Raw genomic sequence first — 21,484 nt, forward strand, 5'->3', positions numbered from 1 at the left:
CCGTCACCGGGTGCAACGGCTCAAAGAGAGAAGGCGTGAAAGTCGAGGTCGCGCCAAAGGCGTGAGTCGCAGAAGACATTCCCGGCGCTAGCGGACCTGCCGGGTCTGCGCGAGCCACCAGGTGTCGATTCCAAGAGTTGCAGAATCCAAGGTGGCGCCAACCCCAGCGGATGGACCCTCGCATTTTGCCAGTGTGACATAAGCGAGAGCTATTGCATCACCGCAGTTACGACGTGCCACCGCGCGATTGTTCGAAGATCCGGATCAAAGTCATCTGTCACGAGCCGATTTAGCCACGTCCGCTGCCCATCAGCTCCGACGCCCTCGCCTCAAGCCCCTCAAGGGAGACCTCGCCTCAAGCTTTTGACCGCGGTTTCGTGCCGCTCGAACGAGGTCTCGCCCGAATTCAGCAACTTCCCAACCTTGCTCAGCCATCGTTTCAGGTCCCGAGCAATGTCCGTGATTGTCGCCACCTACATTTCTAGCCAGAAAGCCAACGTCCCGGCTCGCTGCTGATCCAAGCGCACAAACGCGCGCTTACCAGCAATCAAGTACTCACGCCCACCTCTGATAGAGGAAGTGCAGCTTGAGGTTTCCGCACAGTCAAAACATCAGCAAGGGCAGCGCGATTTCGATGGCAGCTGGCGATACTCCGCCGCAGTAAGCCAGATCTAGTGAAGGCTACGAAAGGCAGCGCAACGACGACACCGGCCGCGAGAAGTGGAAACCAAATAGCAAATTAGCGACCCGAACCCGATATGCCAATGGCGGCATCGCACGTGTTCCAATAGAAATTGTCTTTCAGGACGATGCAGAGGCCTTAGAGTCGCCATGATCACCAATGAATCCCTGATTGCCGGGGACCTCGTTGGATTTTGTGTTGCGCAACAAGAACAAAGCCCTCCAATCACGCTGATGGCCAAACTCAATATAGCGGTAGCTCAAAGCACTCAGCGCGATCACTATCGTGAGATATGGCAATGATAATCGAAGCGTGTCTTTTAACGAAGAGGTATCAGGCGGGATCATTTCAACCATAATGGCCGAATGCCACGCATAGATGCTGTAGCACATGCATCCGACGACTTGGACTGGCCATGCTTCGAACAAGCGATTTGCGGACCAGGCCCCGCACAAGACCGCCAGCAGCAGCATGGAAAACCCGGCGCAAAAGATCGTGGCATAGAGAATGCTCACAGCCCAGGGGCCGTTATCCTTGAGATATATGGCGGCAATCATCAGCAGCAGTCCGGGCAGCAGCCCGCGCGACTGAAATCTCCTGGCTGAAACGCTGTCCCTGGACTTGACGTAGAGATCGCAAGCCAACATTCCGAAAATGAACTGATAACACGACCCGAATATTCCGCCCACAAACGGGCGAAACATCCCAATCCGATCCACCGCGATAAGATGCCCAGCCACCACGAAAGCTGAGCAGATGACGACGCTCGACAGCAACAGCCATCCAAGGCCGATGCGCGCGATCAGAAGAATCAGCAGCGGAAACAAAAGGCTGAACCAGATTTCAACGCCTACGGACCACAATACCGGATTGGAGGGGGGCATAAACCCATGCGGCACGAAAATGAAAAGCGTAGATAGAAGCCCGCCGAGCTCCAAATACCACGCGTGCGATCCAGCAGGCGACTTGGCATGGAGTGCAACCGTCACCAGGACGACCGTATAATAAAGCGGAAGCAACCGGACTGCGCGATGCCAATAAAAATGTGTGAAGTCGGCGAGCCGATCGATGGTTCGCTTCTTTGTGCGATAGGGCAGGTACAGAACGAATCCGGAGAGCACGAAAAAGATATTTACGCCGAGGAAGCCGTGCTTCGCGACAATGGCTAGGAAACCGTTCGGATCAAGTTCTCCGGGAAACGCCGGCGCGCTGGATGTGAACGGAACAAGCAAGTGAAAAAGAATCACCATCATGATGGCGAGTCCGCGAAAACCGTTGACGGCCCCGATTTTCTGCGCGGGGCTGTCGGCTATGATGGTGGAACCTGGGGATTGCAATGACAAGACGGCGATCTCAATGTTCGTGGCTTCCTGTTGCGATGCTCGCTACGTTGAGCGAGCTGTCAATAAATGGCTGTCGCATCACTTTCGAGGGCGATGCCAGACGGAGGGCACATTGACCAGCAACTAGGCTCAGGCGAGCACAGCCCAACTCGGACTCGGCGAACGACGTGCCTTCAAATCGTCAATTACGGCAGCTATCAACGATAGGATAAAGACGGCAGCAGGTTGACTGTGAGGCAGAATTATGAGCGGACACGTATAGTTTAATGGGAGGCCTCCTCATCATATTCGTTCTGCTCGCGATTGGCTTCGCTGCCGGCTATGCCACGCGCGAGCTGATCTCTCGTAAGCGGCACACTGAGTACTTGAACTTGCAACCCTACGTTTCCCCCGTGCTCAGAACCAGGCAACCGTCTTCGGATGAAAGCACCAGGACGCGATCCGCCTCATCCCATCCCGCAATGCCTGAGCGGACGAGCCATGACATGCCTCAGTCGTTTCAAGGCATATCCGTCGGGGAGCCGAACCCAGTGAAACCCGCCCGGCCTGCCGGCGCAAACTTGCGTCTCATCGAGCCTCCTTTGTCTAAGCCCGACACGCGATCTTTGGAGTCCGTGGAGATTGAGCAGAGCCTCGAAGAACTGGTCGGGCTCCTGCTGCGCAAAAAACAGGAAAGGTAGGCCGCTCGCCGTCCCGGGGCGTGTTGGTCACAAGTCTCTTGCGGCATCTGCGGGTCGGCCCGTTGCCAGGTCGACCACTTCGCGTCGAAGAATTAAACCCCTGGAACAAAGCACCAGATTTCGGAGAGACTGGGGTCAAAGGAACCGGGTCAATGGCCGAACACGTTCCGGGAAAGAACCGCCCGCCCGCAGCGCAGCGGCAGGCGCACCAAAGACTGGCGTCCGCTGCGCAAAAGTGGTATGTGTTTAGCGGTTCTGTGGCTACAATACGGCCTGTCATGCGTCCGGAACATCTCTGGTGCAAGAGCAGGAGGGCAGATTTTGATCGTGCTGATGATTGCCAGCGCCGTGGCGGGAGTTGTTCTGGGGCGATTTCTTCGCGCATACGCGCTTATTCCCGCAACGGCGCTGATCCTAGTTGCATCGTGGTATTTGGGCCTCGAGCAGGGTTTCGCCACGGGCGCGATAGCATTCGTCGCTGGCGCGGTGATTTTGCAAGTCGTCTATTGCGCGAGCCTGCTGATCTATCTGCTCATCGCGAACCTCTCGGTGCTCGACCAGGTGCAGTCGGAGGCATCACCGCAGATGCCTGAATCGCAAATTGCCTTCTAGTCAGCCCCTATCATAAGCGGCCAGCGAGGATGTTGTGCTCTTAGCCGGTTCATTGACACATCCTCCTGTAGAAGCTCCGCACCTGATTAATTACCATGTAGATCATCCCGCAGGGCCGCATTCCTGGTGGTGTGCTTGTGAGCGCGCTTCGTTTACGCGGCATGATCCCGCGCACGAGTGATGCTCCGCACAAGCTGGTGGCCAAGCGCTAATCTGCTCAACCGAAAGATCTCCTGCACCCAACTGAATACGCGTGTGAATGCGTGGCGGAGGCTCCTTCCTTTGACTTTGATGTCAGCTCCTTGAAACTTCAGTGGCTGTGTTGCACAAAATCAACTGGCGCAAATGCTTTCGGACGAGACGAATGCGCAACAAGCTGCCGCGACACATCACTGTATGCTCAAGACGTTTGGGAACGAATGGCGATGCAATTTATTTAGAACCGGCGCGAAGCCGCCGGCCGATATTCCTCGATTGCAAAGAAGAGGCGCACATTGTCCCTCACCACGGCTTATGAGGCTAGATCAACCCGTTGGGACATCGTGACCGTCCATAGCACCTATATTCGCCTTCTTTTATCGTAAATAATGCAGATGTGATCGGTTGGCTGGACACTCTATGGAATTGCTGGCGAGAGCAGCGGCGGGCGGGAACCGCGCGCAGAACGCGTTACAACAGTCGATTGTAAGGGGTCAAGCGGCTGTCGTGACGCCAACGCGATCCCGGACCAAGCAGCGCCCCGATCCGGTCATTCACCGGATCGACACCCGGCCGCTCGACTTCGGCGCCGATGAGATCGTGGCTGTCGGCAAGCTCCGGAACGAGATGCTGCGATTACCCGATTTCCTGCGCCATCATCGCCGGCTCGGGGTCGGACGTTTCCTCGCAATCGACGACCGTTCGGATGACGGCACGCGAGCATTCCTGCTCGATCAGCCGGACGTTCACGTGTTCGAGATCCGGGAGCCCTTTGCAGAATCAAGTGGTGGCGCGCGTTGGACCAGCGCCGTGCTCGACCAATTCGCGCCAGGACGGTGGGCGCTGACACTCGACGCCGACGAACTCTTTGTCTACCCCGGCTGCGAAAATTTTGATCTTCGATGGCTGTGCCGTTATCTGGAGAGCGTCGGCGCTGATTGCATGACCGCGGAGATGGTCGATATGTATCCACGCTGGCTCGGCGGTCCGGAGCGCTACCATGCCGGCGAGAGCCTCGTCGCTTTCTCCTCCTACTTCGATTCCGATACCTATGTGAAGCGCCGTCGGCGCGGCTTTCCGACCAGCTACCTGGTGGGTGGTGCGCGAGCGAGGCTGTTTTATGACGAACCGATGCCGCCGAAGATCGCGCTTTACGACGCACTTGTACAGTTGCTTGAGCCATATGGGCTGGCGCGGCTGCTGCCTGCAGTTAACATCACGCGCTGGCAGCCACCGCTGCTCACTAAAGTGCCGTTCGCGCGCTGGTTGCCTGGCCGGCGCTATATCGCCGCCGGTCACCTGATGGCTCCGCCAGGCAAGCCAGGCGACGTCACAGGCGCCCTGCTCCATTTCAAATTTCTCCACGACTTCACCGATAAGGTCGCAATCGCGGTCCGTGAGGGGAACTACTATCTCGGATCGGTCGAGTATCAACGCTACGCGGAGCGGCTCGATCAGAATCCGTCATTCGAACTCATCTATCCCAAAAGCCTGATCTACCAATCATCCGACGATCTTGTCCGCTGCGGTCTGATGCGTCTCTCTCCGGCCTACCAGGCCGCGATGCGATAATCCTGACGCACAGGAGTCGCGCTGGAGCCTTCCTCCAATCGTCACCGGACCCCGTCGTCGTGCTTGATGTCTTCGTCGGAAGGACCGACCGGTATCCGCTGCTCTGGAGCATTGATTTCAACGATCAGCTTGCGGCCGAGAACTCGAAGGAGAAGCTTCCTTCCGCGCACCAGCGCCGGATAAAGTGCCCTTGCGAGGCGTGGCCGGGAGAACACGAGTCGATTGAGGCGATTGAAGACTGTCGCCTTGCCGGCAAGCGTTGCCAGCAGATGCATTGCATCGGCCCCATGGTAATGCTGCCCACGCCAGCGAACCACCATGCCTTCATTGAAATCGAGGTTGCGCGCGCGGATATCGCCTATGATTGGATGCTCCGAACGCGCGTCGATCAGGTGAATGCGCTGCCCACGTTCCCGCAACTGGTACAGCAGAACATAGCGACTGCATAACGGGCATTCGCCGTCATAGACCACCCAGATATCGTCATCGCTATGGGGCAATTCGATAATCCGTTCGCTTCCGAACGTCGCGCACAAGCTTGCCCTCCACCAGACCGAGGCATACTGAGTCCACCACATAGTGATAGGCGACAATATCGTCCATGGTCAGCTTGTTGAATTCTCCATACAGCCATGGATTGGAGAGCATGTGGTGCGGATAGGCATAGAAGCTGTTGTTGTCCTTCACCCAGGGATAGACACGGAAAAAGCGATCCGTCTCGCGCACTAATTTTTCCACCGCCTCCATGGCTACGCCTGTGTCCTGACGCGGAAGCATCTCCGGGCCGCAGGTAGTCGCGTCGTGCCAAGTCGCAAGATCGTGGTTGTTGCCGCCAACGCGAGCCCGGAAATGATTCTCAGGGATGTACATGGTTCCGGTTCCGATCATGTACGAGTAGATACCGAAATACGTGGAAGGCGCGAGAATCTGGCGACCATCCCGAGTCTCGACGAAAAGCCGCGGGCTCGCCAGCTTCGGCCCGTCCAGCCATCCAAGGTAATTGGTGTAGAAGAAGAGCCGGCCACAGATGATTGTCACGACCATCACAACCTTCATCGCCGGGGTAAACCCACCACGTGGCAGCGTGCGTGCCGCGGCTACGATGAACAGGTTGAGCGCAATCCAGAAGAAGAACAGAGCCCCGAGCGTGAAGTACACGCCGATGTGGAAGATGTCGAACAGCAGGCAGAAGAACGACAGCACGCGCGTCGAGATCGCACCCAGCGGCGACAGGAGCTGGGCACCCAGCACGAAGACGTTGAAGATCAGCTGGTTGCTCGCGATCGCGTCCCAGATCGTCTGCAACGCGCCCGGCCATAGGCCGAGAGGGGCGTCGCCGCGTTCCAGTCCCATCAGGATTGAGGTTTGCGTGGGATTTGCGAGCAGCCAGGTCCATGGCTTCTCGCCACCAGCCAGCAGCTTTGAGATTCCCGACCAAAAATAGCTGCCGAGATGCGCCCCGACGGCGCACGCCCAAATCAAGCCATAGGTGCGATCGCGAAGCTGCGTCACGTTGTCTGCGGAAGCGAACAGTGTGCGCAGCCGCGGCACGCGATCGATCACCGGGGCGCTGGTGAGGACGATCGTGCCGAGCACGCCAAGGACGACGAAGTTACCGATGTCGAGCATGCCGAGATAATCGGTCTCGGTCACGAAGATGCTGGACACGACGCTCACCATTTCGCGCCATGCATGATAGAAGTAAAACAGCGGCAGCAGAAATGAAGGTCGCCAGATCGCGGCTATTCCTGCCACAACCGCAAGCACCGCACCGTAGCGGAAGAACAGTGTTTTGTCGCTCGAGCCGAACAGGATGTTGGGAGGCCCCGCAAAAGGCCCCAATGAATCGAACAACAACTGCACGAAGATCGCCATTCCGATCGCGACGGCCGTGATCCGCAATGGCGGCGAGAAATCACGGTAGCGAATGGAGTTGAAGGCGAGCGCGCCGGCAAATGCCAAGCAAACCAGCACCAGTGCGTAAATGTCAGACCAGCGCGCGAGATGCGTGACGGCCCGCCGCGAAATCGCCGAAAGAATGACGGCTACTGCAAGGAGGAAGAGAGGTCCCGCAAGTGACGTGACGCCAGACCGGGTTCCCTGCCGTGATGCAACGGTATACAACGTCATCCCGTCTCGAACTCCGGTGCTTCGCCATCGAGATCAACCGAACATATAGAATCAGCAGCGGTCTGCAAACATCGCAAGCGCATGTTGCCTTTCCCCTGGCGTGAGTGCTCACAAAATCATCTCACGGGAACCTCAGCACTGCGAATTGAAATAGGACACACTGCGGGCATCGATTGGACCACAAATCTCGGCATTGACATTGGTGATGGTCAGGCCCTCGTTTGAAATCTATTTCGACCAGGCTCGCCCAGGTAGCCGATTCCACATCGCCCGATCACGTCTTCCGTTCGTGTCAAGGCCAAGCTAAAAGCCGGAGACGATCGGAACCGCCATCGTTCAGCGCGCTGGATTTCCCGCGGCATTGCTGGCAGGCGCAAGACCGCGCAAGACTGTTGAGGTGGCGGGGGTGAGCTCGTTGGACAGAGATAGCAAGTCACGGGCCGTAACCAACATCCTCATAACGGGCGGTTCCCAGGCCTGGAAACTGACGGCCGGTTTTGTCTTGATGATATTCTCGACGCGAAATCTTGCCCCGTCAGACTTCGGCCTGCTGGCCATGTCTGCGACGGCTGCAACGTTCCTCGGGCTCATCAAGGACATCGGCATTGGACAGACCATCATTCAACGCACGGAAATCGCCAAGGGCCAGATCGATGCGCTGTTCTGGCTGTCGGTGCTCGCTTCCGCGGCATCCGCTCTCGTTCTGGCGTTGTGCGCCCATCCGGCTGCGCTGTTTTACGGCGATAGGAGGCTTCAACAGCTCATGATCGCAATTGCCGGCCTAAGCTTCATTGCTGGCCTTCCGACCGTTCCGGCGGCGCTACTTGCCAGAGAATCCCGGTTCAAGCCCCTGGCAATCCTGGACGTCGCTGCGACAACCGCTTCCGTTGCCGCAGGGATCGTCGCCGTAATCATCTTGAGAGACTATTGGGCACTTTACCTGTCCACGCTCGTTCTCACGCTCATTTCGACAGTCGGGATCTGGGCGTACTCTGGCTATCGCCCTGGATATCCCCGTCTGGACAGCGAGACGCGGCACATGGCGCGATTTGGCCTGCACGTGTCAGGGTTCAATCTGGCCAACTATCTCTCGAGAAATGCGGACAACATTCTGATCGGCAGATTTCGAGGGAGCGACGAACTCGGCCTGTACGATCGGGCCTATAAGCTGTTGCTGCTGCCGATCATCCAATTACACAACCCCATCGGCCAGGTGATTGTCCCGTTGCTTTCACGGCTTCGTTTCGAGAAGGAGAGATATCTGAGCACCTACAACGATGCCCTTTCCATGGTTATGCTGATATGTCAGCCGGGCATCGTCTTCGCCATCCTGCTCTCGGAGCCGCTCTTCAGAGTTCTCCTTGGCGAGCATTGGGTGGGTGCCGCCCCGATTTTTTCTTGGCTTGGCGTCGCGGGCTTGATCCAGGTCGCGACCGCGACGGCAGCTTGGCTATTCCTCAGTCAAGGACGTGGCCAAGAGTACTTCAGGCTCGGCGTTTGGACCGCCCTGATCAACGTGACCTCATTCCTCATCGGTCTTCCCTGGGGCGCGCTTGGAATCGCCGCGGCGTATACGCTGGTGAACTGCACGGTCGTGCTGCCGCTTTACGCCATATCGATCGGTCGTCATGGCCCCGTGACGACAAGGAGCTTGATCAAGACGACTGTCCCGCATTGGATCGGTTGTGGCGTTGCGGCGGCCGTCACAAGCATTTCGATCATCTCATTGGATGGAAACTCCTTCGCTGGGCTGGCTGCGCTGCTGGCGCTTGCCTATGCATCATATCTCCTCCCCATGACCTTCTTCGCGGGAAAACGGGCATTGGCGAAACGCGTATTGCGCAACGTTTTTCGAAAGGCAAAGGCCTTTAGTGAAGGATGAAGCCGTGCAACGCGGCTAGATGGACATCGATCGCGGCGATCGCGTGAACGGCGTCGACCTGATGAACGCCTGTGTCAACACCTGGCCAAGTGGTCGCCGAGAGGAACACTGCCCCGGTCGATTGATCAAACGCCTGGCCGATTATGTCATGTCCGTTGGAGCTAGCGGACTGCTCGAACACGAAGCCACCGTCCCCCAGGCGCGCGGGGCCGACGGCCGGTGCGGCAGCAGGCGGCTGCGACGGCGCAACCGCCGAAAAGTCGAAGCCGGCCTTCGGAGGATCGATGACCAGCGTGCCCCCGGATCCGTCGCTCGAGAGATTGAAGGTCGAGTTGGTGTAGTCGCCAACAAGCGAGATATGTGCCGTGTGATTTTGAGCATCGACCACGGTCAACACGCCACCGGCTGTGCTGCCGGAAAAGGACGCCGACGTTCCCGCTCCGTACGCGATGTCCTTCAGGTCGATATGGTTGGAATTGGACGCGGTGCCGTCACCCGTCAGACCGATGAGCGTTCCCGTAAATTGTGACGCGTGGTCCAACACCAGATTGCCGGTCGACGCCTTGAAGGTGATCGACCCGGAAGCGGCGCCAGACAATTCGAGCGTGGCGCCCGGGTCGACCGTCACGGCCTGTGACATATTGCCCAGATTCAGTACGACATTTCCGGAGATTTTGAGGATGGTCGATGACGTATTGATTACACCATCGCCATTGAGGTCTTGATAAAAAGTCGTCTCGACTGCTTTAAGAGCAGGGTCGGTCGGGGACATCTTGTTCAGGAGGTTCGATACATAGTTGCCATTGCTGTCCGTGGTCCACACACAGAGTTCGCCGGTGGCCGGAATCTTCCAGGCTACATCATAGCCGCTGGTCGTTTGTTCCACGCCCACCGGCGTCCAGGCGCCGAACTGTCCTGACACAACCGCTACGCCACCGTACTTCAAGGTCGGCCCCGCGCCGCTGGCCATCGCGTCGAACAAGTAATTCGAGCCAACCAGAACCAGGCTGGTCGAGCCGGACGCCTCGATTGTCGTGCCCGAAACCTTCTGAGGCGCTGGTGGAAGACCAATCACGCCATCCCCGTTGAGATCCTGATGAAAGAGGGTCTCGCTCGATGTAAGAGCCGGATCGGTGCCGGGCAGCTTGTTCAAATAGTTGAATACGAAATTGCCGTTGCTGTCGGTGCTCCAGACTGCGAACTGGCCGGTCGAGGGAATCTTCCACGCGACGAGGTAGCCGTTCGATGACGCTTCCGCAGCCACTGGCACCCATGAGCCAAGCTGCCCCGCGACAACCGCTGTTCCGCCATTCTTCAGGATCACCGATGAGCCGGCCGTCGAAAGGTAAAAGTTGCTTCCCGACTTGATAAGCGATGTCGTGCCCGCCGCTTCGATCACCGTACCGACGGCGGAGCTGAGAGCGTTCGAAAGCAGGCTCAAATTACCGGCGATGTCGGTGGCGGTCGCGGTGAAGCTGTGTTGCCCCGCCGTGAGCGCCCCGGTGGTGACGCTCCAGGCCCCACTCGTCGCCGCGACGCCCGTGCCGAGCAAAGTCGAGCCCTCGTGCAGGCGGACAGTACTTCCGGCCTCGGCCGTGCCGGAAACGATTATCGCGCCCGAAGCTCCAGGTGCGCCCGAGGTCAGGATAGGTGCAACCGGCGCACGCGTATCGACCGCGACCTTCAACGCGCCGGAGGAAGCGCTGACGTTTCCGGCGGCGTCCGCGGTCTTGCCGGTAAAGGTGTGATTACCGTCCGCCAACGTTGCTGTGTCAAAAGACCAGGCTCCGTTGGCATCGGCGATCGCCGTTCCGATCATCGTCGCTCCGTCGAAGACCTGAACGGTGCTCCCGGCGTCCGCGGTTCCAGTCAAATTCACGTGGTTGACATTGGTGATGCCATCGCCGGCAACGTTGCTGTCTGGCGAGAACGACGCGAGCTTGGGCACGTTCGGGGCGAGCGTATCGATGGTGACATTGACCCCGGCTGAAAGCGCGGTGAGGTTTCCGACCCCATCCATCGCTGAGGCGGCAAAAGCGTGCCCGCCTTCAGCCAGCAATGCCGTCGCCGTACTCCAGCTACCGTTGCCGTCGGCGATCGTCGTGCCGATCTGATTTGCCCCGTCGAAAACCTTGACGGTTAAACCTGGTTGCGCGCGACCCGTGAGAACCAGATGATTTGTATTGATGAGGCCCGACACGATCGAGCCACTGTCGTTGACCGCCGAGATCGTCGGCACGGCGATAGACCTCATCGCCATCGGCGAATTCGTCGCGGAAATGAATGAATAGTCCGCCGACGTCAAGCTGGTGACGCCGGCAATGCGCAGCGTATCCGCTCCACCAGCGTAGTGAACGGTCCACACATCGTTCACATGGGTCAAATAGGCGCCGCTGTCGTAACCTTTCAGACTCAGCTTGTCGTGTTCGGCAGTCGCACTCGTGAAGACGTGGAAATCGGCGACCGAATCGTTGCCGCTGCCTCCATTGTAAATGAACGTATCGTTTCCGGCTCCTCCGGAGAGCCAGTCATTCCCGCCGGCGCCGTCCAGGATGTCGTCGCCGCTCGAACCGACCATACGGTTTGCCATTTGATTGCCGACACCCGCGAGCCCGCCCATCATCAACGTCAGGTTTTCGACGTTCGTGGACAGCGTGAGCGACGTCCATGCCTCCACACTGTCGATGCCGCCGCCGGGATTCTCGACGATCTTCTGGTTTGCGCTTCCGATGACGTAGGTGTCGTCGCCGTTCCCTCCGATGAGCGTGTCATCGATATTGAGCGCCGAGAGCTTGTCGTTGGCCGCGGTGCCATACACCATGCGGCTGCTCGCTTTCCCGCTGATCCATGATGTGATCGTCCCCCCGACCGGCGGCGTCGCAGGCAACTGAAAGTCGTCGCCGGTAAACGCCGAGACCGTCGTGTTGCGGAACACCAAGGTATCCTGGCTCGTCAGCTTCAGATACACGTCGCTTCCGACCTGGCTCATAGCCGCTTGAACGTCGGCGAATGAGGTAAAGGAGAAGCCGTTCAACTGGACAACATCGTGTCCGGCGCCCGATCCCGGCGAGAAGTCGGTGATGATGTCCGAACCGTCGCCGGAGTTAAATACGAAGGTATCCGCGCTGCCGCCCCCGGTCAGGATATCATTGCCGAGCCCGCCGGTGATCACGTTCGCCGCGGAATTGCCGATGATGATGTTGGACTGAATATTTCCCGTGGCATTGACGACCGTCGAATCGGTGAGCGTCAGATTTTCGACGTAGCTCGAAAGCGTATACGTCACCGAGGAGTTTACGGTGTCGATGCCTCCGCCATAGGCCTCGATAACCTTCGCACCGGAATCGGTCACGACATAAGTGTCATCGCCGGCGCCGCCGGTCATGACATCGGCGCCTCCTGCACCACCGATCAGGTCATTGCCGGATGTGCCGGTCAGTGTGTCTGCTGCCGCGCTTCCCGCGATCGTGTTGGTCGGCGCGCCACTCGTGAGCAGGGTGTAGTTCGCAAGCGTGTACTCCGGCAATTGATAGGCCGTGATGGAATCGATGGTCATCGTCGCCGTCGATCCTGCAGTGGCGTTGCCCGGCCAGCTCCCGCCCATTGCCAGGTTGGCGATCATGTACATCGCCGTGTTCATGTCGGAGGGTGTCGCCTGCTGTGCGACCTCTTTCCCGTCGACGAACAATGTCAGGTCGTAGGGCGTCCATTTGAGCGCAAACGTGTGCTCTCCAGCGGTCAGGTTGGCCGTATTGGCCCAGGCCCCGTTCGTCGAAGGCGCGTACGGTGAGTGAATGGCCCAATGCGCCTGGTCAGGGTCCTGACCAAAGGCTTCGAGCACATCGATTTCCGTGTTGAGGTTATTGGCAGTGCTCGGCAACATCCAAAACGCCGGCCACGCGCCGCTTGTACTGGGCAGCGTGGCCGTCATCTCGAAATAGCCGTAGGTCTGGGTAAAGCTGTTTTGAGTCGAGATCATGCCCGACGAAAATATGGCACTGCCCGTATAAGGCGTTGCGCTCGCAGGCAGCGGTTGCGCCGTGATGACGAGGTGACCGTTCTGAATCGAGAACGGATTAAGCCCGAGCGACGTTGATGCCTGAGTGGCCGGCAGCCCGGAAAAGCTGGGATCGACATACACTTCCTGTTCGCCGGCCAGCCCGTACCCTGCGGCTCCGCTCCAGGCATAGCTCGTGCGCCAGGTCAGGCTCGGATCCTGGCCCGCGGAGAGCGCGTTGAAGTCGTCGTTGAAGGTCTGGACCAGTCCGGTCGGGGGACTGACGATGCTTATATTGGCGGCCGTGAGATTCTGGAGGCTGGTGTTTTCAAGCGTTATCGTTTCGCCGTTGGCGGTCGTCAGGACAAGGTCAGTGCCCACCTGCTTCATGGCCGCCGTAACGTCGGCGAACGTCTTGAAGCCTGTGTTGTTGAGCTGCAGGACATCTCCGCCGGCGCCCGCCTGAAAGTCGGTGACGATGTCGTTGCCGTTGCCCGCGGTGACGACAAGGGTGTCGCGACCGGCCCCACCGGTCAGCACATCGTTGCCCCGCCCGCCGTCGATCATGTTGTCGCCGGCATTGCCGACAATGATGTTGTTGAGGTCGTTACCGGTGGCGGGAGACGGAACGCTATCCGTCAGGACAAGATTCTCGACGTTCGGCGCATTGACCAGGCTGTATCCGTTGATGTTCCAGACACGGATCGTATCGATACCCTCTCCGGCCTGCTCCACGACCTTGGTGTTGTGGTCATAGACATAGTAGGTGTCGTCCCCTGCTCCGCCGATAAGCGTGACGCCCGTGCCGCCGGCCTCCATGCCGTCATTTGTCGGCCCGGTCGTCAGCGTGCCGCCCGCGAGGACGGTACCCGCCCAGTTCCATGCCGTTCCGCTCGCTGGCAGCGGACTGTCCAGTGCGACATTGCTGGCAACCAAGGTCGAAAGCGCGACGTTCTGCAGCGTCAAGGTTTCGGTGGATGACAGCGTCACAACCGTATCGGAGCCCATTTGGGCGGCCGCTGCCAGGAAACTGGCGAACGTCGCAAAGCCGTAGTTTTGCAATCGCAACACATCGCCGCCTAAGCCCGCCTGAAAATCAGTGACGGTATCGGAGCCGTACCCCTTCGAGACGACGAAAGTATCGCTGCCTGTTCCTCCGGTCAGAACATCATTTCCAGTACCGCCAAACAGAACGTCGGCACCGGCGCTTCCATTGATAATCGTCATGATGGATTGCGTGCTCCTTTTACGTGGCACACAACTATGCATGCGTTCAAAAGAGCCTTATGGATTCGACGCAATTTGACGCATGACGAGCGAATCGGCTGGTGGCTGGATATTTCTGCACAGACACCGTAATGCTACGGGCTCGTGTGAACCGCGCTGCTTTGCAACAGGAGGCTCAGTGCAGGGCTCGTCATTCACGGGCGGGCGCCGACACCCTGGGTTCCGACTAGGGAACCGTATTCCGCATGCGGTAGGTAACCACATCATCTTGCGAAATTCCTGTTACGCACGCTCCTCGACTCACCAGGACTTTCGCCGGAGGGCCCTCAGCACGAACCCGGCCGTTTTCAATGCACACCACGTGGTCCGCATCGCGCACGGAATCCAGGCGATGCGTTATGAGCAACAAGGTTCGGTTCTTGAACTGCAGCTGGATAGCGCGTCGAATGCTGTCCTCAAGCGTCAGATCGAGCGCGCTCATCGCTTCGTCGAGGATGAGGAACTTCGGATTGCGCACAACCGCTCGTGCAAGACCAAGACGCTGCCGCTGACCGCCCGAGAAGCGCAGGCCATGCTGTCCTATCCAGGTGTCGTATTTGTCGGGTAAGGCCTCGACGACCTCTGAAATGCCCGCGACCCGCAGCGCCTGCCGAACCTCTTCCTCGGAGGCGTCGTTCTTGGCCATCCGAACGTTCTCGATTACCGTGCCTTCGACCAGGTCGACATCCTGGCCCGCAATCGCGAGCATGCCGAGCCAATCGGTTCGACGAACGTCTTCGATGGATCGGCCATCAACCCGTATGTCACCCTCGCTGGCCGAATACAGGCGTAACAATAGATTTACGATCGTGGTCTTGCCCGCTCCGCTGGCTCCAATGAGCGCAGTGGTCTTCCCCGCCGGAATGTCAAACGAAGCATCCAAAAGAGCGGGCTCCGTACCGGCATCATAGCGGAACGTCACGTTGCGAAAGGAGATGCCGTCCTCCAGTTTAGCCACCGCCACGTGCCCGGCCTTCGGATATTCCTTGTCATCTGTCGACAGCATGTGTCTGATGGACCGAAGCTGAGGCTCGATCTGCGCCATATACAGCAGGTTCCCTTCCAAATCTCGCATATGCGGCTGCAATCGATAGAGCAACGCGACCGCGGTCAGGCTCGTCGCGAAACCGATTCCCCATAAGTCAGCGAACGCGACTACGAGAAACAGCACGACAAGATATCCCACCTCCGTCAGAGGCGAGATCATAGCGGTTAGGCGCGCAAGCCGCAGTGCGACCTGTCGGGCCTGCGTCGAGGCCTGCTCGAAGCGTTTCTGGTGAATCTCCTCCTGGCCATACGCGCGGATCGTGCGCATACCCTGGAGTGTCATCAGCATATGCTCACCCAGCTTTTGATGAACCAGCTTTACACCGGCACCCAACTGCTGCATGGGCAACGAAAGATGCCGCAATCCGGCCGACACAATCATCGAAGCGACGAGGGCGAGGACGGTTACCTTGATTGAGAGCGCCAACAGAAAGGACGCGAAGAGAAACACCGAACACGAGCTCACGATAATGCGGGTAAGACTCGCGTATGCCCCGGAGATCACCCACGTCTCGGTTCCCAACACCTCCATGAGATATGCTTCGTCATGGCGTTGGAAGAACGAATAGGAAGTTGACAGATACTGCAGATGAACGCGGTTGCGCGCGACCTCATTGATCTTCTCTCCAACACGCGCACTGACTAGTGTGTTGACGAAGGAAAGAGCACCGCGAGCAATGATGAGAAGGAGCAGAACGACAGCAGTTTCGGTCGAGCTCTGAAACCAATTCGCCGCGTATCGGAGCGCTTCGCCCAGGAGGCCACTGGTCGACGTTGCAAGTTCCACCTGCCCCATGGCGAAATAGAAGAACAGGAGCACGAGGGTGATCCCGACCGTCTCCGCCAACGATGTAGCCAAGCCAAGGACAATTAGTGCGGGCGTCACCCAACCGGGCAGCGGAGCAAGCTTGAGCAGCTTGAACAGTTCGACCAATGCAGCGCGGCGAGCAGCTCTCGGTCTTCGTGCGTTGTTCGCGTGTTGTGTCATAGCGATTGACTGGGATCGCCGATGGCAAACAACGAAGCCGGGGGTCGAACCGCCCTGCGACGCCGATGACGCCATTTCCACCGGATTTCCGAGACGGTATCCCGCGGCACATCGTGCACCGCGACCCTGAGCGCGAGCAAGGGATTCCGTTTGAAAAGGAGTCCAAAGATTGAAACGAAGTACCACAACTCACCGCCCGTCAGAGCTCTCCGAAGCAACCAACGCGCATAGTTTCTGAAGCCCAGGTCAAGGAGCGCCGCGCGCTCGGGGTGCCGCATCATGATCTCATCCGCGACCAGCATCCACGACCGGAACATCCGGGTCTTGTTGCTCGACATGTTGTTCGGGAGGTAGCGATATCCAATCTGGTACTCGGGCACGACCGCGAAACGATACGCTTCCGCGACACGGCAATAGAACAGCAGATCTTCACAGCCTTCTGCCCCCGATGCCCTGAGTCCACTCTCGAATCCTTTTGAAACTATGAGGGCTTCTCGGCGGACCAGTGACGAGCTGCCGTTGCCGATGAAATTTCCCTGACAGAGATAGTCCAGCACCTCGCCCGCATGAAACACGGGATCGGACCTGGCGCTTACGCGACTATCGGCATCGATCCAGTCATACCAGCTGTAGACAAGACCAGTCCGTTCTCCTCCATCAAGCAAGGCTTGAAGCTGTCGTTTAATCTTGCAGGGCGTCCAGAGATCATCAGCATCAATGAACGCGACGAAGTCCGCGCGCGCCGCCTGCCAGCCCGCATTCCGAGCGGCCGCCACCCCCGCATTACTTTGTTCTATGATTGTTACTCGAGAATCCTGAATCAGATGCCGCTGCACAACTGCGACCGTGTCGTCTGTGGAGCCGTCGTCCACGACAATAATTTCCAGCTCCCGGTGCGACTGGGATCTGACGCTGCGAAGCGTCTCGTCGATCGTTGCACTGGCGTTGAAGGCCGGAATAACTACACCGACCAGAAACGCATCCATATTCATTGATACTGCTCCAGGCAGCGCGCGAATGTGTCCAGCGTAAAATCGCCTCTGATCTCAATTCGCGGCAGGTCTAACAAATTGTCCCTTAGTGTGGCGGCCCGGTTGACAGTATTGAACAGCGTCTTGTAGCCGCATTCGGCTGCGAGAATTCCAAGCCGCTGATCTGTGGAGCCAAAAGGCGCGGCAAGTGACGTTACGGGTCGCCTAAGCCATCGTTCCAACTGTGCACGAGATCGCGTCAATTCCTCGGCGAGAGTCCAGGTCGCAAGTTCCTCGCCGCGCGGATGGCTCGCCAAATGGCTACCAAAGGATACGCCCTCGGCGGCAAGCCCGGCGATCCTGACCGCGTCGAGCAGTGGAGCGGGCTCTCCGAACGGAGCATCCCATTCCGCCCGCTTTCCCACGAAGTCGGTCGCAACGAACACCTCTGCCGAGAAATCGTTTGCCTGCAAGATCGGCCATGCATGCTCGGCAAAATCCTCGTACCCATCGTCGAAGGTGATCAGCACCGGCCTGCCGACGAACGGATGATTGCTTGCCACGAACCAGGCGAGCTGATCCGAATTGATGGTATGGTATCCATTGCGGCGAAGCCACAGCATCTGTTGCCGGAACGCATCGGGAGACAGCCGGTACCGCGCCAATTCACGTGGTCCTTCAACCGCAACTCTGTGGTACATCAGGACCGGAGCGTGCGCGCGTCTTTCGGATTGCGCGACGTCAGACCTGCGCGCGACGGCACCACCCCACACGATGTACCGCACAACCTCGACTTCAATCGGGGCGTCGATAGCCGCGCATTTCACCTGTGTGTCAGGGGCAGCTTCACCCGGGAGTAACCGCCTGAATCGATCGATACGGTACAGCTCCGTCTCGATCGACGTCTCCAGGGCAAGTCCGGGTACGCTCTGGATAATTCGCGTGATCGTCTCCGCCCCATACGGACTCTCCCAGTCGAGCCCCGTTCGCGACATGTTGTCCTTCAGCACAAAGGCGTGCCCAACCACCAGGTAACCGCCAGGACGCAGCGCCTGCACCAGTCGCTTCGCCACCGATTGGAGTTCAGCCTCGTCATCGAGGTAGTAAAGGACCTCGGAGCAGACGATCAGATCGATGTCCTGCGGGAGCGGATTGGCGGACAAATCCAGTTGGGAGAATTCGATATTCTGATGCCCATTGCACCGGACACGGGCGCGATCGAGCGCCTTATTCGAAATATCGGTGGCCTGGAGGCGCTTGACCCTGGGAGCCAATTGCCGCGTGAAATGTCCCTCCGCACAGGCAAGCTCAAGCGCGTCGTCCACTGGTTGGTCTGGAAGGAGTTCAAGTTGCCGGCTGTACTTTTCCTGTTCATACGGCGAACCGTAGTTCCAGGGATCTTCCTGCTCGAACAGACCTTCCCAAAATTGCTTGCGCGCGGTGTGTCGAGACCTTTCGGCACATCGAATCCGGCTGCTGGAATCGGGTATACCCGAAATGGCCAGCGGCCGCGCCTGGCCTGAAGCTCGCGAGGCCAGCTCGCGCAGTCGCGCCCGGTGAGTATCTCGGCCGTCTCGCATGAAACGACGAAGCATTCCGGTCCACTTGTGAAGTTCGATTCTTGCACGAACGAGATTTCCGAGCTGTGCTCTGATCTGGGAATGAACCAGGCCATTGGAGGCCAGCGCGATCCAGAACCGGCTGTCGATAGTGCCGAGGGCACCAATATCCAGCAGCGCCAGGATGCGAGGGCCGTCGCAGAGATAGACGTATAATCGATCAATGGTCCCGATCGGCCTGATGGTGGCGATACGGCGAAGGTCAACGCGCATGCCGAGCGTCAGTGTGAGCACCCTGGGTGCCGAAAGGTCGTCATACTCGAGCACTTTCCGCTCAAACCTGTATTGGCACTTTCGCCCCGCCGCGGGGTCGTTCCACGCACAGCCGATTGCCAAGATGAGGCCGGTTACCCCGTCCCCGTACTGCGACCACCGTTCCGCCAACTTGGCAGGCACCGTTCTGGCGCCGACCACGACGGCTTCGAGCAGGACGCTGGTGATCTCGTCCGCCGCCGTCTGGGCTTTTGGAATGTCCCTGAGCGTTTCCAGCATTGGATGGCTGGCGTTTCTGCGCCCGCATTCAAATCCGGCACACCAGAGCGCGAAGTACGCGTACGCCGCCGCGGCGCCGCCGTATGCAGTTGACGCTCCCGCCCGATGTGCGGGTGCCGGCGCGCTAACGCGATCATCACTCGAAAATCCGCGAGCAACGACCACCTGCGCGTCGGCCAGCATCCGTTTGACATCTTGCGTCAGTGAACGGTCGCTTGTCCGGTAATAGCTCAATTTCTCATCAACATGGATCCACCTGCCGCCGCAGCGGGCGATCCGTTGCCACAGGTCCCAATCTTCGCACGTGCGGAGGCTGGCCTCAAAGCCGCCGACCTTTGCAACAGCGCTCTTCAAGACGAGCACGCCATGAATGAACGTGGCACACGTACGAGCGAACCGCTCGAAGGCGTTGTCCTGGATGGCCGGATCGCAGCGAACGGGAGATTCACTGCCGTCAGGCATGACCCGGCAACAGTTGCAATAGGCAGCCACCGCCGAAGGATCGAGATCCAGCGCATCATTCATTCGGGCAAGGAAGGACCGATCAATCCAATCGTCACTGTCAAGGAACAGTATTCGTTCGCCGCGCGCGCTTGCAATTCCCTTATTGCGGGCACCTGAAGCGCCTACTCCGCCAGACTGCAGAACCCGAAAGCGGGAATCCCGCGCCGCATATTCGGCGACGATCGCGGCCGTGGCATCGGTCGAACCGTCATCCACGACAAGAGCTTCCCAGTCGAGGTCGCGCTGCGCGAGCAGGCCGTCAAGCGTTTCGGCAATGGTACCTGCAGCATCGCGGGCGGCCACCACGACGGACGTACGCGGATGGGCCGTCATCTTCGAAACCTTCGGCGATGATAGAACAGCAATCCGGCGAAATACCCCGTCACCTCCTCTTTGAGGAAGCGGTCGCGAATGCTCCCTCCTTCCATTGCATTCCGGAGCAGCCGATAGAGATACCAACGCGGCTTGTAATAGTAGGCCAGACACCGGTTCGCCGAGATCCCCGTTCGCTCATACTGCACCAAAAGTGCGGCTGCATGACCGCGCATGTAGTGATAGATCTGGCTGGCCAGTCCATCCATTGTACTGCGGTGAAAGTGGAATGCGACTGACGCCGGAGTATAACGACACGTGTAGCCGCCCGCGAGCAATCGATACCAGTACTCCGAGTCGCCCGAGCAACCGGCCTGACCGACGTCCAGGCGCTCATCAAAGAGCCCGACGGCCTGAAACACCTCGCGCCGGAACGCCATGCTCGCTCCGGCGCCGATCTCCCACGCGGCAAGAACCTGGCCGCGATGAGATCGGAAAACTGCGGGGTCGTAATCCTGTTCGCGATAGCCCTTGCCAAATCCCCAATACGTCTCGAAATGCCGTTGCGCCTCGGTCGCGAGCTCGGCGGGAAGCACAAGCCCAGTCACTGCACCGATCTCGGGAGAGTCAAACGCAGATGTCAGTTGCTCCAGCCAGCGCGGGTGAAGCAGCACATCGTCGTCCGTATAGGCGACAATATCTCCGGTCGCTTGGAGCGCGCCGGCATTGCGCGCAATATCCAGACCGGGGCGATCCTCGCGAATATAAGTTGCTGCCGCGGCCAACGCGACATCCCGCGTCCTCCGATCGCGCGATGCATTGTCCACCACAATGATTTCTCGTGGAGGATGGGTCTGCCGCGGCAACGACGACAAGCATTTGCTCAGCTCGTCCGGACGATCGCGCGTGCAGATCACCACGCTCGCCGAGAGCCTCACTTTCGTCGGGGTTCGCACTTTGGAGTCGACAGCTGACAGAAAGCTGTCGTTGATATGATCGATCCTGGCGTCCGTTATCTGGCCTTCATGCATCAGCACATGGCCGATCGGTTGGTTGGCACGCCAGAACACCGTCATGCCCTCGCTCAACGTCGTTTCCGCAACATCGGACGCCGACGTCACGGAGACATGCGTCACGCCTCTTCCCAATCCAATTCTTGCGAATGAGGTGTCGATCATCTTCGTGCGCA

Annotated in this window: 11 protein-coding genes; 3 read left to right on the forward strand and 8 right to left on the reverse strand. The window is 58.8% G+C overall.

Features of this window, described 5'->3' with window-relative positions:
- Nucleotides 1-801 precede the first annotated feature (801 nt).
- Nucleotides 802-2,025, reverse strand: coding sequence for an acyltransferase (locus BRA1253DRAFT_RS14295; protein WP_007595271.1), 1,224 nt, complete (start codon nt 2,023-2,025; stop codon nt 802-804).
- 1,001 nt (nt 2,026-3,026) lie between these two features.
- Here BRA1253DRAFT_RS14295 and BRA1253DRAFT_RS14305 point away from each other — a divergent pair.
- The gene (locus BRA1253DRAFT_RS14305; protein ID WP_007595273.1) at nt 3,027-3,317 is read left to right on the forward strand and encodes a hypothetical protein; all 291 of its coding nucleotides are present in this window, start codon (nt 3,027-3,029) and stop codon (nt 3,315-3,317) included.
- 618 nt (nt 3,318-3,935) lie between these two features.
- Entirely contained in the window at nt 3,936-5,087 is a 1,152-nt protein-coding gene (locus BRA1253DRAFT_RS14310; protein WP_007595274.1) for a glycosyltransferase family 2 protein, read from the forward strand.
- A 41-nt stretch (nt 5,088-5,128) separates the two neighbouring features.
- Here BRA1253DRAFT_RS14310 and BRA1253DRAFT_RS14315 read toward each other — a convergent pair whose 3' ends face one another.
- Nucleotides 5,129-5,623: a thiol-disulfide oxidoreductase DCC family protein gene (locus BRA1253DRAFT_RS14315; RefSeq protein WP_007595275.1), complete on the reverse strand. Its 495-nt coding sequence runs from the start codon at nt 5,621-5,623 to the stop codon at nt 5,129-5,131.
- Nucleotides 5,577-7,217 carry a hypothetical protein gene (locus BRA1253DRAFT_RS14320; protein ID WP_007595276.1) on the reverse strand — a complete coding sequence of 547 codons (1,641 nt, stop codon included), beginning with the start codon at nt 7,215-7,217 and terminating at the stop codon, nt 5,577-5,579. Before BRA1253DRAFT_RS14320 ends, BRA1253DRAFT_RS14315 begins: the two co-directional genes overlap by 47 nt.
- A 415-nt stretch (nt 7,218-7,632) precedes the next feature.
- On the opposite strand from BRA1253DRAFT_RS14320, the gene BRA1253DRAFT_RS14325 reads away from it, so the two are divergent.
- Nucleotides 7,633-9,099: a lipopolysaccharide biosynthesis protein gene (locus BRA1253DRAFT_RS14325; protein WP_157158586.1), complete on the forward strand. Its 1,467-nt coding sequence runs from the start codon at nt 7,633-7,635 to the stop codon at nt 9,097-9,099.
- On the opposite strand, the gene BRA1253DRAFT_RS40455 is transcribed toward BRA1253DRAFT_RS14325, so the two are convergent.
- From BRA1253DRAFT_RS40455 to BRA1253DRAFT_RS14350, 5 genes are all read right to left on the reverse strand, one after another.
- Complete coding sequence (locus tag BRA1253DRAFT_RS40455; RefSeq protein ID WP_007595284.1) at nt 9,086-14,323, reverse strand: Ig-like domain-containing protein; 5,238 nt, start codon at nt 14,321-14,323, stop codon at nt 9,086-9,088. The genes BRA1253DRAFT_RS14325 and BRA1253DRAFT_RS40455 overlap by 14 nt on opposite strands.
- Before the next feature lie 226 nt (nt 14,324-14,549).
- On the reverse strand, nt 14,550-16,343 hold the full coding sequence (locus BRA1253DRAFT_RS14335) for an ABC transporter ATP-binding protein (protein ID WP_198288246.1): 1,794 nt from the start codon (nt 16,341-16,343) through the stop codon (nt 14,550-14,552).
- 50 nt (nt 16,344-16,393) lie between these two features.
- Nucleotides 16,394-17,389, reverse strand: a complete 996-nt coding sequence (locus tag BRA1253DRAFT_RS14340) for a glycosyltransferase family 2 protein (protein ID WP_007595290.1) — start codon at nt 17,387-17,389, stop codon at nt 16,394-16,396.
- Nucleotides 17,386-20,316 carry a trifunctional glycosyltransferase/class I SAM-dependent methyltransferase/polysaccharide deacetylase gene (locus BRA1253DRAFT_RS14345; protein ID WP_007595292.1) on the reverse strand — a complete coding sequence of 977 codons (2,931 nt, stop codon included), beginning with the start codon at nt 20,314-20,316 and terminating at the stop codon, nt 17,386-17,388. Before BRA1253DRAFT_RS14345 ends, BRA1253DRAFT_RS14340 begins: the two co-directional genes overlap by 4 nt.
- Nucleotides 20,313-21,473 (reverse strand): glycosyltransferase family 2 protein, encoded by a 1,161-nt coding sequence (locus BRA1253DRAFT_RS14350; RefSeq protein ID WP_198288247.1) that lies wholly within the window; start codon nt 21,471-21,473, stop codon nt 20,313-20,315. The genes BRA1253DRAFT_RS14345 and BRA1253DRAFT_RS14350 overlap by 4 nt, the downstream gene beginning before the upstream one ends.
- Nucleotides 21,474-21,484: the final 11 nt, after the last annotated feature.

The sequence above is a fragment of the Bradyrhizobium sp. WSM1253 genome (assembly GCF_000244935.1).
Taxonomy (GTDB): domain Bacteria; phylum Pseudomonadota; class Alphaproteobacteria; order Rhizobiales; family Xanthobacteraceae; genus Bradyrhizobium; species Bradyrhizobium canariense.